Source organism: Aliihoeflea sp. (genome assembly GCF_052435475.1).
In the GTDB taxonomy this organism is placed as follows: Bacteria; Pseudomonadota; Alphaproteobacteria; order Rhizobiales; family Rhizobiaceae; genus Aliihoeflea.
Genome location: NZ_JBQVMV010000015.1, coordinates 80,935 through 94,331 on the forward strand (window position 1 = coordinate 80,935; position 13,397 = coordinate 94,331).

The 13,397-nt window shown below is 65.4% G+C and carries 10 protein-coding genes and 1 pseudogene; 2 read left to right on the forward strand and 9 right to left on the reverse strand.

All coding sequences use genetic code 11. From position 1 onward, the window contains the following. Positions 1 to 47: 47 nt before the first annotated feature. From selB to fdnG, 7 genes and pseudogenes are all read right to left on the reverse strand, one after another. Positions 48 to 1,922: pseudogene (gene selB / locus ACT6QU_RS15845) on the reverse strand (selenocysteine-specific translation elongation factor); the annotation flags it as partial. Next, entirely contained in the window at positions 1,919 to 2,692 is a 774-nt protein-coding gene (locus ACT6QU_RS15850; RefSeq protein WP_444564169.1) for a tetratricopeptide repeat protein, read from the reverse strand. The gene ACT6QU_RS15850 and the pseudogene selB, both read right to left, overlap by 4 nt. Then, positions 2,679 to 4,079 carry an L-seryl-tRNA(Sec) selenium transferase gene (gene selA / locus ACT6QU_RS15855; protein WP_444564168.1) on the reverse strand — a complete coding sequence of 467 codons (1,401 nt, stop codon included), beginning with the start codon at positions 4,077 to 4,079 and terminating at the stop codon, positions 2,679 to 2,681. Before selA ends, ACT6QU_RS15850 begins: the two co-directional genes overlap by 14 nt. Before the next feature lie 7 nt (positions 4,080 to 4,086). Next, positions 4,087 to 5,004 carry a formate dehydrogenase accessory protein FdhE gene (gene fdhE, locus ACT6QU_RS15860; protein ID WP_444564167.1) on the reverse strand — a complete coding sequence of 306 codons (918 nt, stop codon included), beginning with the start codon at positions 5,002 to 5,004 and terminating at the stop codon, positions 4,087 to 4,089. An 85-nt stretch (positions 5,005 to 5,089) separates the two neighbouring features. After that, positions 5,090 to 5,797 (reverse strand): formate dehydrogenase subunit gamma, encoded by a 708-nt coding sequence (locus tag ACT6QU_RS15865; RefSeq protein WP_444564237.1) that lies wholly within the window; start codon positions 5,795 to 5,797, stop codon positions 5,090 to 5,092. Positions 5,798 to 5,832: 35 nt separating this feature from the next. Beyond that, entirely contained in the window at positions 5,833 to 6,810 is a 978-nt protein-coding gene (gene fdxH, locus ACT6QU_RS15870; RefSeq protein WP_444564166.1) for a formate dehydrogenase subunit beta, read from the reverse strand. Between the two features lie 13 nt (positions 6,811 to 6,823). Continuing rightward, the gene (gene fdnG / locus ACT6QU_RS15875) at positions 6,824 to 9,904 is read right to left on the reverse strand and encodes a formate dehydrogenase-N subunit alpha (protein WP_444564165.1); all 3,081 of its coding nucleotides are present in this window, start codon (positions 9,902 to 9,904) and stop codon (positions 6,824 to 6,826) included. A gap of 199 nt (positions 9,905 to 10,103) precedes the next feature. Between fdnG and selD the strand changes: the two genes are divergently transcribed. Together selD and ACT6QU_RS15885 are read left to right on the forward strand one after the other, a co-directional pair. Further along, positions 10,104 to 11,156 (forward strand): selenide, water dikinase SelD, encoded by a 1,053-nt coding sequence (selD, locus tag ACT6QU_RS15880; protein ID WP_444564164.1) that lies wholly within the window; start codon positions 10,104 to 10,106, stop codon positions 11,154 to 11,156. Between the two features lie 54 nt (positions 11,157 to 11,210). Further along, a complete protein-coding gene (locus ACT6QU_RS15885; RefSeq protein ID WP_444564163.1) occupies positions 11,211 to 11,864 on the forward strand; it encodes a hypothetical protein in 654 nt (217 codons plus the stop codon). Positions 11,865 to 11,983: 119 nt separating this feature from the next. Here the strand turns inward: ACT6QU_RS15885 and ACT6QU_RS15890 are convergent, their stop codons facing one another. Together ACT6QU_RS15890 and ACT6QU_RS15895 are read right to left on the reverse strand one after the other, a co-directional pair. Continuing rightward, a complete protein-coding gene (locus ACT6QU_RS15890) occupies positions 11,984 to 12,655 on the reverse strand; it encodes a 4-carboxy-4-hydroxy-2-oxoadipate aldolase/oxaloacetate decarboxylase (protein WP_444564162.1) in 672 nt (223 codons plus the stop codon). Then, positions 12,655 to 13,386, reverse strand: coding sequence for a PIG-L deacetylase family protein (locus tag ACT6QU_RS15895; RefSeq protein ID WP_444564161.1), 732 nt, complete (start codon positions 13,384 to 13,386; stop codon positions 12,655 to 12,657). The genes ACT6QU_RS15890 and ACT6QU_RS15895 overlap by 1 nt, the downstream gene beginning before the upstream one ends. Positions 13,387 to 13,397 lie beyond the last annotated feature (11 nt).

Genomic DNA, 13,397 nt, shown 5'->3' on the forward strand with positions numbered 1-13,397 from the left:
GGCGCGGGACCGAACAGGTCGAGCCGGTGCGGATTCAGCCGGCGCAGGTCGCCGCGCCGCAGCGTGAGACCATGCCGGTCGAAAAACTCCAGAATCTCAATAGACACCTTGCGCCCGTTTTCCAACCGGTCGCGCAGGTCGGCGGCGACAAACTCGCCCTTGGGCTTGCCGGCGTCGACATCCTGGAGGATCGCGACGATCTGCGAAACGACACTTCGCGCGAAGAAGCTGTCATGCGCGATTTCGTGCACGCGTCCCATTCGGCTCGCGCGCTTCAGGAGTTGGCGCATGTCGGCCTCGGAAACCGCGAACATATTGGCAAGATCGCGCGTCCGCGGCGGCCGGAAGCGCTGTTCGCCGATGAGAAGCGGCTCGATCCGCGCCCAAAGCGCCTCGTCCGCCTCCGACAGCCGCGCGACGTGGCTCGCCCGGCGCACCCAGGCGCCGTCGAGCGAAATCTCGCCTTTGCGCTGGAGGCTCTGCAGCACCATCCGAAACATGGGCGCCGGCAGGCGCGCCTCGCCCATCATGCGCAATCGCTCCAGGCCGATACCCGGATGATCGGGATTTTCCGCATGATAGGCATCAAGATCGGCGAGCAACCGATCCCGTATGCGAAGCCACCGCGCCGGCGTCATCACCATCGTGCCGACGTCCGGCGGAATGCGGATCAGGTCCCCCGCAAGCCTGGCCACCCCGTCGCCGCCGATCGCCCGGTCCCGCGCGAACCCGTCGAGATCAACGAAAAAGGGTGGCGTGTCCAGAAGCGCGCGCAAGGACGCGTCGTCTTCGGCCGGCAGCAGCGCGGCAAGCTGCGCCTGGCGCTCCGGCGAACGGCGCCGCCGTGAAGGCGCACGCAAATCGAGAAAGCGCCCACCGCCGATCGTGCGCCGGGCGGACGTGTCGCGAACGACGAAGCGGTCGCCCACCGCCGCCGAAATCGGATGGTCGAGCACAAGCTGGACGATCGCCTGGCTTCCGGGCGCGATAGGCTCGTCCTGCAGGAGCACGATGCGCGCGGGCACCTCGCAGGAGGCATGGTGCAGATGAACGGGGAACCACTGGCCGATCGGTTTCGGCTCGCCAGCGAGAATACTCAGTTCGGCGTCGATCCGCGCCGTCGGCGCATGCAGGCCCGGATCGACCACCATGTCGCCCCGCGCGACCGCATCGCGGCCGATCCCTTCGCCGGCCAGATTGAGCGCGCAGCGGTCGCCCGCCCGGCCGCGCTCGGCCTTCTCGTTCTGCGCGTGGATCGAGCGAACACGGGCCTGAAGCCCGCGCGGACTGACGACGATTTGATCCCCGACGCCGATCTCGCCGGAAAGGACGGTCCCGGTCACCACCGTACCAGCGCCCTGGATGGTGAAGGCCCGGTCGACCGCCAACCGGAAGCGGCCGTCTGCATTGCGCCGTCCGATGGCGAGCGCGGCCTCGGCCAGCCTTGCCTCGAGGTCGGCGACCCCCAGCCCCGTCGCGCTCGAAACCGCCAAGACGTGCGCGCCCTCGAGCGAACTTCCCGCGAGCAGCGTCTCGATCTCGATCTCGACGGCGAGCAGCCGGTCCTCGCCGGCAAGGTCCGCCTTGGTGATTGCAACGATGCCGCGCGAGACGCCGAGCAAATCGAGGATCGCCAGATGCTCGCGCGTCTGCGGCATCACGCCGTCATCGGCCGCGACCACCAGCAGCGCGAAATCGATTCCGCCGGCGCCCGCCAGCATGGTGTGGATGAAGCGCTCATGGCCCGGCACGTCGATGAAGCCGATCCGCGCGCCGTTATTGAGTGTGCGGTAGGCGAAGCCGAGGTCGATCGAGATGCCCCGCGCCTTCTCCTCCTTCAGCCGGTCGGTCTCGACACCGGTCAGCGCACGCACGAGCGACGTCTTGCCGTGGTCGATATGGCCTGCCGTGCCGACGATCATACCGCGCCCTCTTCGAGCAATGGGCGATCCGCGCGCAACTTGGCCGCCTCGCGCTCCTCGGCCGACAGCACGGCCGTTGAGGCGGGGATGAAGTTGTGCGCCAGCTTCGAGCCGCCGTCGCGCGCGCGCAGCAACCAGGCAAGCGCGGCGACCGGGTCGCGGGGCACGCCCGCACCGGTGATATGCGCCGCGCCGAGCATCGCCTGCCCGTCCGCCTCGCCCAGCATCGCAGCCTTGCGCCACCATTCTGCGGCGACACCCGCATCGCGCTCGACGCCGAGTGCATTGTGGTGAAGGTTGCCGATCCGCGTCATCGACGCCGCCACGCCCTGCGCGGCAGCGCGTTCGGCATAGGCGAGCGATGCTGCGTAATCCTCATGATCCGCAAGCATCCAGGAATACATGTCCTGCGCCGTCGCGTCGCCCTGGTCGGCGGCGAGGCGATAGAGCCGCATGGCCTCCGCCTCGTCCTGTTCGACCCCCTCGCCGCGAAAATGCAACGTCGCCAGATTGCGCTGGCCGACCGGATCGCCCTGCGCTGCCGACAGCTTCAACCACTTTGCGGCCAGTTCGGGATTTTCCGCAATTCCGTGACCGCCGGAAAAGCAGGCGGCGATGTTGTTTTGCGCGCGCGCATTGCCGGCCCGCGCCAGTGGCTCCCAGATGGCGAGTGCGGCCTGGAAGTCACCTTCTTTTGCCGAGCGAAGTGCTTCGTCCATCGGATCGCGTTCCGGCTCCGAAACGCGCCGGAAGCGGTCAAGCCAGCCCATCGGCAAGACCCCGGAGATTGGCGATAAAGCGGGGCGCATCTTCCAGGCACCGCAAATCGAGCAGCAGAGCGCCATCGGCGATCCGTCCGATGACCGGCACCGGCAATGCGCGCAGTGCTGCGGCCAGCCGGTCGAGCGCCGAGCCGCTGTCGTCGACGGCGCGAATGGCAAGCGCCGAGGAAGCCAGCGTGTCGAGCGGAAGCGCGCCCGAGCCGATCTGGCTTCCGCAATTGACGATCTCGACCGTGTAGAACGGCCCAACCGCCGCGCGCACATCCGGCAGGATCGCGGTCGCCGTCCCGGCGATCTCCGCCTGACTGCGTGCCAGCAGACGAAGGGTCGGCAGGCGTTCGGCGAGACGATCGGGGTCACGATAGAGCTTCAGCGTCGCCTCGAGCGCGGCGAGCCGCAGCTTGTCGACGCGCAGCGCGCGCTTCATCGGGTTGCGATTGATCGCGGCGATAAGATCCCTGCGGCCGACGATGAAACCCGCCTGCGGGCCGCCCAGCAGCTTGTCACCGGAAAAGGTGACGATGTCGGCGCCCTCGGCGACCGCTTCCCGCACCGTCGGCTCACGCCGCAGGCCCCATCGTGCAAGGTCGACCAGCGTGCCGGAGCCGAGATCGTTGACGAGCGGCACCTTCGCCCCCCGCGCGAGCGCTGCAAGCGAAGGCGCATCGACCTCCTTCGTAAATCCTTCAATGCGATAGTTCGATGTGTGAACCTTGAGGATCAACGCGACGTCGCCGGTTTCGAGCGCTGCGCGATAGTCCTTCTCGTGGGTCCGGTTGGTCGTGCCGATTTCGACCAATCGCGCGCCGGCCCGGGCCATGATGTCGGGCATGCGAAACGCGCCACCGATCTCGATCAGTTCGCCGCGCGAGACTACGGCCCCGCCGCCATTGCCGGCGAGCGTGTTCAGCACGATGAGCACGGCAGCGGCGTTGTTGTTGACGAGCGTCGCGTCTTCCGCGCCGGTCAGTTCGCAGACGAGATCGCGCAGATGATCGTCGCGCTCGCCGCGCTTGCCGGTCGCAAGGTCAAATTCGAGCGCGGCTGCATCGCGCATCGCTTCCGTCGCCGCCTCGATCGCGGCTTCGGCGAGCAGCGCACGGCCCAGATTTGTGTGAAGCACCGTGCCGGTGAGGTTGAAGACGGGCCTCAGCGACGATCGCGATGCCGCTTCCAGTTGCGAAAGTGCCAGCGCGGCGATGGCCTGCGCATCGCGCAGCGAACGCCCCTCGTGCGCGGATTGGCGCTCGGCATCGAGAGCGAGGCGTATGCGCGCAGTCGCTTCCATCCGACCGAACGCGTCCACCGCCGCCTGCCCGGCTGGCGATTTCAGCACGGCATCTACCGAAGGGATGGCGCGGAAGCTCTCGTTCATCGCAGGACTAGTATCCTAGCAGGAACGGATTGAACGCGCCGCGTCGGAACTGCGTCCCGCGCATCAGGAGATCGACGCCGAGGCTGCCCACATCGTCGGCCAGCGGCTCGAGCGATGCGTCCTGCTGCTGGTTCAGTATCTTCACGTAGCAGCCGCACTCGTCGCAGGTTTCAGCCTTGATCGTGCCGGGCCCGTCCTCGATTTCCTGATACTTGATGCCCTTGGTGGACGAGCAGATCGCACATTTGATGCGCACATGGTGCCAGAGCGTGGCGCAAAGCGCGCAGGCGCAGTAGCGCGTTCCGCCGGCCTGCGGCCAGGCGACGATGACCGAGGCGACTGGAGGGCCTCCGCACGCGGGACAAGCGCTGCTTCCGACCGATTTCAGCTCACGTTCGGGCAGAACGGACGCGGCGCGGACGAAGTGAAGCTGCAACGCGGCGGCGACATAGGCATGTTCGGCCATCGCTTCGGCGGGAACGGCATCGGCGAGCAGGTTGGCGACCATCGCCTCGAAGCGCGACGCGTCTGCCTTCTGCAACGAAGACAGTGCAGTCTTTGCCGCCGCGGGCTTGTCGACCGCTTCGATCTTGCCGAACAGCCGCTCGCTCAGCGAGCGGAACGCCTCGTCGGGGCGAAAGGTCGCGCGGTCGAGCGGCGGCATCGAATGATCGAGCGAGCGCTTGATCGAACCGGGATCGGCAAGCGCGGGCGCGGGAAGTTCCTGCGCAAGTTCCTGCTGCGCGGCGGCGATGCCGGCAAGAAAGCCGAGATAAGGACCGATGCCCTCCGGCTGGGCAAGTTCGCCGAACCGCTTGGCCCGGCGCTCGAACAGCCGCATCGGGTCCGGCACGCGGGCCGCCGGCGGCGTGCGAACCTCGCCGATCGCGGTGATGTCTCCCTTGACGGGGATTCGACGCGCCATGAAATCCTCCACGAGCCGCACGGGCTACGCGGCATTCTAGAATGCGGCCCGGCATCATGTCACGCCGGGCACAAGTTCGCGTTCGTCAGGCCGCGGGACCGCGTCCGTCCGGGCTCTGGTCGTCGCGCTTGCCATAGGTAGCGAGCGCGCGCAGCCATTTGCGATGGTGCCGCCACGCCCAGCCGCCCGACACGTTGCCGCGCGTCATGGCACGAAGCGTGCCTTCGACCCAGAAGGCCGCATAGACGTGGATGATCCACACGCAGATGATCGCCACCGCCGCCATCGAATGGACGAGCATCGCCACGCGAAGCTGCGGAATGGTCAGGTACTGCGAGAAATACCGCTCCCAGACCGCAAGTCCCGACACGATCAGGATCGTGATCAGGATCGACATCGCCCAGAAGACGAATTTCTGGCCGGCATTGTACTTGCCGACTTCGGGCAGCTTTTCCTCGTCGCCCTTGAGCACGTCGCCGATATGGGCCGCCCATTGTGCGTCTTCCCGGCGCGGCAGGTTCAGCCGGAAGAACCGGATGAACAGGCCCGCAAAGGAGACGAATAGAACGACGCCGATCCACGGATGGATCGCCCGCGTCCACTGGCCGCCGCCGAAAAGCGCGGTCAGCCAGTAGAGCGACGGATGGAACAGGGCGAGCCCCGAGAGCGCGAGCAGGATCAGGCTGATCGCCGTGATCCAGTGATTGACCCGCGCCCATTTCGTATAGCGATCGACGACGACCTCGCGACCGACATGAAGCCGGTCGCCGCGGTCGATGTCGGCCTTGGTCACCTGCGGAACCGGACGCCCATGCAGCGTGCTGTCCGTCATGACAGGGTCTCCTTGCTCGGATCGAGCGGCGCCGCGCCCGGCGCCACCGCCGTCAGGCGACGCGCCTCCTCGTCATCCTCGACGGTGACGCGGTTGCGACCGGAGATCGCCATGTGCAGCACGCCGGCAGCCGCCGCGATGCCCATGACGGCAAAGCCGGCATATTTGGTGACCCCTTTCCACGCTTCGACCAGCGGAGAAATGCGCGGGTTGTCCGGCAGGCCGGCATAGATGGACGGCTTGTCGGCGTGGTGCAGCACGTACATCACATGCGTCCCGCCGACGCCCGGCGGATCGTAGAGGCCGGCATTGGCATAGCCGCGCGACTTCAGATCCTCGATCCGCTCGGCCGCATGCGCTTTCATTTCCTCCTTGGTGCCGAAGACGATAGCCTTGGTCGGGCATGCCTTGGCGCAGGCCGGGCCCTGGCCGACCGCGATGCGGTCGGAGCAGAGCGTGCACTTGTAGGAGCGGTTGTCGACCTTGGAAATGCGCGGGATGTCGAACGGACAGCCCTTCACGCAATAGCCGCAGCCGATGCAGTTTTCCTTCACGAAGTCGACGACGCCGTTCGAATACTGCACGATCGCGCCGGGCGCGGGACATGCCTTGAGGCAGCCCGGATCGGCACAGTGCATGCAGCCATCTTTGCGGATCAGCCATTCCAGATTGTCCGTCTCCGGGTTCACCCACTCGGTGAAGCGCATCAGCGTGAAGGTGTTCGGCGTCAGATCGTGCGGATTGTCATAGACGCCCGCATTGACGCCGACTTCCTCGCGCAAGTCGTTCCACTCGAGACAGGCCGACTGGCAGGCCTTGCAGCCGATGCATTTCGACACGTCGATGAGCTTGGCGACCGCCTCGAGCTGGCGCGCGGGCGCCGGCACCGAGGAGGCGGACCGCCGGATGTAATCCTGCGGTCCCATCTGCATGGCGGTATCCGGCGCGACGGGCGGATTGACGTTGATGGTCATGGTCTCTCCTCCCTTATGCCGTTGCCGGGCCGCTGGACGGCTCGATGTTCACGAGAAACGCCTTGAACTCCGGGGTTTCGATATTCGCGTCGCCCACGAATGGGGTCAGCGAATTCGGTCCCATCCCGTTCTTGGCCGCGCCGGTGAAGCCCCAGTGGAGCGGGATGCCGACGATGTGGACGGGCTTGCCGTCGCAGATCAAAGGCTGAATCCGCTTGGTGACGACGGCTTTCGCCTGCACCGATCCGCGCTTGTTCCAGACCCGGCACCAGCCACCTTTCTCGATGCCCCGTTCCGCCGCGAGTTCTTCCGATATCTCGACGAAGAATTCGGGCTGGAGAACAGCGTTCACCCAGACGTGCTTCGTCCAGTAGTGGAAGTGCTCGGTGAGGCGGTAGGACGTCGCCGCATAGGGGAACTCCTCCGCATCGCCGAACGTCGCGCGGTCACTTTCGAACACGCGCGCCACCGGATTGCCCCGGATGGCGGGCGCGACGACGTTGACCACGGGCGATTCGAACGGCTCGTAATGCGCCGGGAATGGCCCGTCGCGCATCATGCCCCTCGAGAACAGCCGCGACTGCCCCTCCGGGTTCATGATGAACGGACCGACATCGCGCGGGTTCGACGTCGGCGGGATGTCGGGCACGTCGTAGCCGGCCCACTTCTCGCCGTCCCACTCGATGAGCTTGCGCTCGGGGTCCCACGCCTTGCCATCGAGATCGGCCGAGGCGCGGTTGTAGAGGATGCGCCGATTGGCCGGCCAGGCGAATGCCCAGTTCAGATAGGCGCCGGTCGCGTCGGGGTCGGAATTGTCCCGCCGCGCCATGTTGTTGCCGTTCTGGTTGTAGCAGCCGGAATAGATCCAGCAGCCGGCGGCCGTGGAGCCGTCGTCGCGCAGCGCGGCGAAGCCCGGCACCTGCTGCCCTGCCTCGACCGTCACCTTGGTCGGATCGTTGGGATCGCGCAGCGTCTCGACGGCATAGCCGTTCAATTCGCGGGCGATCTCGTCCGCCTTTGGCTCGTTCGGATCGGCATAGGGCCAGTGCAGGTTCAGGATCGGGTCGGGGAACTTGCCGCCCTCTTCCTGATAGAGTTGCTTCAGCTTCAGATGGATCTGCGCCATGATCCAGGTGTCGTGCTTGGCTTGCCCCGGCAGGTTCTGTGCCGGCCAGTGCCATTGCAGCCAGCGCCCGGAATTGACCAGCGCGCCCTCGTCCTCGGCAAAGCAGCTCGTCGGGAGCTGATAGACCTCGGTCTCGATCGACGCCGAATCCACGTCGTTGAACTCGCCGTGATTCTCCCAGAAACGGGCCGTTTCCGTCTCCAGCGGATCCATCACCACCAGATATTTCAGCTTCGAAAGCGACCGCGTGATCTTGCCCCGATCCGGGAACGAGAGCAGCGGATTGAAGCCCTGGCAGAAGTAGCCGAACATCTGCCCCTGATCCATCATCTCGAACGCGCGCAGCACGTCATAGGCCGGCAGGTCGAGCTTGGGCAGATAGTCGTAGGCGAAGCTGTTTTCCGGTGTCGCGGCCGAGCCCCACATCGCCTTCATGAAGGAGACGAAGAACTTCGGATAGTTCTGCCAGTAACTGACCTGGTTCGGACGCAACGGCTTGAAGCCGCGGCTCGAAATATAGGTCGGGTAGTCGACCTCCCTTTCGGTCGGGATGTTGAGATAGCCCGGGATCAGGTTCGACATCAGGCCGATATCGGTCAGACCCTGGATGTTGGAGTGCCCGCGCAGCGCATTCATGCCGCCGCCACGCACGCCGATATTGCCGAGGATCAATTGCAGCATCGCCATGGAGCGGATGTTCTGCGAACCCTTGGAGTGCTGGGTCCAGCCGAGCGCGTACATCGACGTCATCGTCTTGGTCGGCGTCGAGCATTCCGAGATCATCTCGGCAACCTTCAGGAACTTCTCCTGAGGCGTACCGCAAATGCGCTCCACCATCTCCGGCGTGTAGATGGCGATATGCTCCTTGAGCATGTTCCACACGCAACGGGGATTTTGCAGCGTCTCGTCCATGACGACGAAACCGTCCTCGCCGATCTCGTAATCCCAGGTCGCGCGGTCGTATTCGCGCTTTTCCGGGTCATAGCCGGTGAAGAGGCCGTCCTGATAGGCGAAGCCCTCCTTGACGATGTAGGCGGCGTTTGTGAACGCGTTGACGTAGTCCCACTGCACCTTGTCGTTGTCGATGCAGTATTTGATGACGCCGAGCAGGAAAGCGATGTCCGTGCCCTGCCGGATCGGCGCGTAATAATCCGCCACCGAAGCCGAGCGCGTATAGCGCGGATCGACGACGATGAGCTTGGCGCCGCGGTTGGCTTTCGCCTCCGTCACCCATTTGAAGCCGCAAGGATGCGCTTCGGCGGCATTGCCGCCCATGATCACGACCAGATCCGTGTTCCGAATGTCGGTCCACGAATTCGTCATTGCACCACGACCGAAAGTTGGGCCCAGACTGGACACCGTGGGGCCGTGTCAGACTCTCGCTTGGTTGTCGAAAGCCACCATGCCGGCCGAGCGAACGGCCTTGTAGGTCAAAAACGCGGTTTCGTTGGTCGTCGCGGACGCGGCCAGGAAGCCGGTCGTCGTCCAGCGATTCACCGGAACGCCATCCATGTTGCGTTCGATGAAGTTGGCGTCGCGATCGTCCTTCATGTGACGCGCGATGCCGTCGATCGCCTCGTCCCACGAAATCTCCTCGAAGGCGTTCGAGCCGGGACGGCGAACCTTCGGGTTCATGAGGCGGGTGTCGGCCTTGATGAAGTCGAGCAGCGCCGCACCCTTGGGGCACAGCGTTCCGCGATTGGTCGGATGGTCGACGTCGCCCTCGAGGTGGATCGCTTCCGCAGTACCCTGCGTCAGATCACCCTTCGAATAGATGATGACGCCGCAGGCGACGGAGCAGTACGGGCAGGTGTTGCGCGTCTCCGTCGTCCCGGCGAGCTTGTAGGGCCGCAGCCCCTCGACGAACGCCGCTTCCGCTTCCCCGAAACCGAAGGCGCCAAGTGTCGTTGCTGCGACACCCGCGCCCGCGCCCTTCAGAAAGCTGCGGCGTGAGAGTTCCATATTCATTCGGAAGCCTCCTCCCTGCCTTTTCCCGGAATCCCGGATTCATTCTCGCGTGAAACGTTACAGTCGCGCCCAAGTTGTGTCAAAGCACTAAAACATGAGTGCTTTTATCATATTAAATACATCAAAGGTCGGGGATGCACGGCTTTGCTTGAAACGATAAAGGATATGCTTCGAAAGTATGAGACCGAGGAGGTAGAAGATGGACGCCAGCACCGAAAAACCGCGCCTGACCAGTCTTGCCCATGGAGGCGGATGCGGCTGCAAGCTGGCGCCGGCCGTTCTTCAAGATTTGTTGAGCGGGATGCCGAAGGCCGGTCCCTATGCCGGTCTCCTCGTCGGAACGGAGACGGCAGACGACGCCGCCGTCTGGGATCTCGACGGCACCACCTCGATCATCGCCACGACGGATTTCTTCATGCCGATGGTCGACGATCCCCATGCCTTCGGCCGCATCGCCGCGACGAACGCGATCTCCGACATCTATGCGATGGGCGGAAAACCGATCTTCGCGCTCGCCATCGTGGGCATGCCGATCGACAAGATGGACCCGGAAGACATTCGCCAGATCCTCGCCGGCGGCGCGTCGATATGCGTGGAGGCCGGAATTCCGGTCGCTGGCGGACATTCGATCGACTGCCCAGAGCCCGTCTACGGTCTAGCGGTGATCGGCACCTGCCCGACGGCGCAGGTCAAGCGCAATTCCATGGCGCGGGCGGGCGACGTCTTGATCCTGACCAAGGGGATCGGCGTCGGCATCTACTCGGCCGCGATCAAGAAGGCGGCGCTCGACCGCGCGAGCCTCGACGAGATGATCGTCTCGACAACCCTCTTGAATCGAATCGGACCGGAGCTCGCCGCGGACGAGGCCGTTCACGCGATGACCGACGTGACCGGATTCGGCATCCTCGGTCACGGCCTCGAAATGGCCCGCGGCTCGAACGTGACGCTCACTCTCGACCTCGCCGCCCTGCCCTTCCTCGACGATGCCGAGCGTCTGGCGCAATCGGGCTTCGTGACCGGCGCCTCGCATCGCAACTGGAAGAGCTATGGCGACGAGGTGGTTCTGCCGGACGGTCTCGAAGACTGGCGCCGCCACCTCCTCACCGACCCGCAGACGTCGGGCGGGCTGCTCGTTGCCGTCGAGCCGGGCAAGGCGGACGCCCTCCTGGCACGCATTCGCGAAGCCGGTTATCCGCGCGCCGCAATCGTCGGCACGGTCCGGGCCGGCGAGCCGCGCCTCGTCGTCGCCTAGCAACGAAATGCGGTTTCGCGTGTTTTACCGGTCACTGATTTATGGAGGAATGGCATGAAACGGTCCCTGTTCGCCCTGCCGCTCGCTGGCGCCATGATGACGGCCTCGCTCGTCTATGCCCAGACGCCGCCGCCTGCCGCCGCCCCGCAGGCCGGCCAGACGGAACCCGCCGCGCCCGCCGGCGATGCCGCCTCGGCCACCACGCAGGACGAGACACAGCCTGAACGCGGCGACTGCATCGAACCTGCCGGCCAGTCGGCCACCACTGGCTCGACCGATGACATGCAGGCGTCACTCGAAGCCGAAAGTGAACCGGATGCGCCTGCTGCCGAAGCGGATGCGCCCGCTACCGAAGCGGATGCACCCGCTGCCGATGATGAGCCGGAACGCGAAAACGTCGCTGGCGAAGAGGCCTCCGCCGAGCAGTCCGAATCCGAAACGCAGCCGGTTGCCGGCCCTGACGCCGGCACCGCACCCGGCGGCTCGGGCTCCAGCGGCTGGACGGGCGGTCTCGGCGGCTCCGACATCGGCACCAGCCAGTCGGAAGAGCTCGATTCCTCGCCCCAGCAGGAGCACCCGGAGGTCGCCTCCGGCCTCGACCCGATCAGCGGCGAAACCGCCGTCGAAGGACCGCAGGCTCCTGCCGAGCCCGACGAAGACGCCGCAGTGACCCTGACGGCGCCGGATGAAGACGCTGCCGACTGCTGATATCGACGGCAGGCTGACATACGGCAGAAGCTAATCGCCGATCCGGCACTCGGCGCCAACCGGCGTGGAGGCTCGAGCAGCGCGCGCTCAAGGTCCTGGAAGTATCTGCGACTGCGTCGTCAGATATACTTCAAGCCCTTTCCCGCAAGTCGCTCACGCATGTTATAGATATCGAGACCCAGCTCCCCGGCTGCGAGCCGTTGGCGCTTCTCCTCTTCGGCGGCCAAGCGCGCCTCGGCCCTTTTCGCGACCTCTTCGGCTTCGGCGCGGGCGACGACGCACACGCCGTCGTCATCGGCAATGATCACGTCGCCCGGATTGACCAGAGCACCCGCGCACACGACCGGAACGTTGACCGAGCCCGGCGTCTCCTTGACCGTGCCCTGCGCAAATATCGCCTTCGACCAGACCGGAAACCCCATCTGCGTCAGGTCCGCGACGTCCCGCACGCCTGCGTCGATGATCAGGCCGCGGCAGCCGCGCGCCATGGCCGATGTCGCCAGAAGATCGCCGAAATAACCGTCTTCGCATGGGCTGGTCGGCGCAAGCACCAGAATGTCGCCGTCGCGGAGCTGTTCGATCGCGACATGCAGCATCCAGTTGTCGCCAGGCGGGGCCGAGATCGTTACCGCGCTGGCGGCGCTGCGGGCACCGCGATAGATGGGCCGCATGTAGGAGGCAAGCAGCCCCTTTCGCCCCTGCGCCTCGTGGACGGTGGCGACGCCGCAGGCGCCGAGCCGCGCGACGACCGCCGGATCGGCCCGCTCGATGTTCTGAACGACGACGCCCATCACAATTCATCCACAGTGCGCGGGAAGATCGACTGGAAGCCTTCCGCATGGGTCGACTTGCGCCCGCCGGACTGGCCGCCCGAATTGCGCATGAAGTGGTTGCCGCGGTTCTGGGCGACGTTCTCGTAATAGTGCCACAAGTGCTCCTGGCCCTCCATGCACTGGATCGCGGCCCACTTCTTCTCCCAGACCTGCGAGATGTCGAGGAAGGTGTCGGGCTTCCATTCCATCTGCTCGCTCTGGTGTGGCTCGAACAGATAGACCTGCGGCGCGCCGAGGACCTTTTCGCCGGGCTTGTGGCCCCAGGCCTGCGCGATGGCGCGGCATTCCAGCGTCCACTGCGACACATACATGTGGTCGGCATTGTATGGATCGAATTTGGAGTGAGTCAGCATGAACTCCGGCTGCACGGCGCGCATGACGTCGACGAGCCGATCCTTCGCTTCGCGCGTCATCTCGAGCGGGTAGTCGCCGAGGTCGAAGAACTGGATGTCGTGAACGCCAAGCGCTCTGGCTGCCTTTTCCGCCTCGCGCCGCCGCTCTGTCTTGACGGTGTCCAGCGTCATGCCGTCCTTCTTCCACAGCTTGGCGCTTTCGCCGCGCTCTCCATAGGAAAGGCACACCACCGTGACGTCGTAGCCCTTGTCGGCGTGCAGCGCGATCGCCCCGCCGCACCGCCAGACGAAGTCGGCCGAGTGGGCGCTGATGACGAGTGCTGTCTTGTTGCTCATGAGGCGGTTTC

Bases quoted from the DNA above. Each gene is read 5' to 3' on its own strand.
- ACT6QU_RS15850 (WP_444564169.1), bottom strand. From the start codon at position 2,692: ATGGGCTGGCTTGACCGCTTCCGGCGCGTTTCGGAGCCGGAACGCGAT.
- selA (WP_444564168.1), bottom strand. From the start codon at position 4,079: ATGAACGAGAGCTTCCGCGCCATCCCTTCGGTAGATGCCGTGCTGAAA.
- fdhE (WP_444564167.1), bottom strand. From the start codon at position 5,004: ATGGCGCGTCGAATCCCCGTCAAGGGAGACATCACCGCGATCGGCGAG.
- fdxH (WP_444564166.1), bottom strand. From the start codon at position 6,810: ATGACCATCAACGTCAATCCGCCCGTCGCGCCGGATACCGCCATGCAG.
- selD (WP_444564164.1), top strand. From the start codon at position 10,104: ATGGACGCCAGCACCGAAAAACCGCGCCTGACCAGTCTTGCCCATGGA.
- ACT6QU_RS15885 (WP_444564163.1), top strand. From the start codon at position 11,211: ATGAAACGGTCCCTGTTCGCCCTGCCGCTCGCTGGCGCCATGATGACG.
- ACT6QU_RS15890 (WP_444564162.1), bottom strand. From the start codon at position 12,655: ATGGGCGTCGTCGTTCAGAACATCGAGCGGGCCGATCCGGCGGTCGTC.
- ACT6QU_RS15895 (WP_444564161.1), bottom strand. From the start codon at position 13,386: ATGAGCAACAAGACAGCACTCGTCATCAGCGCCCACTCGGCCGACTTC.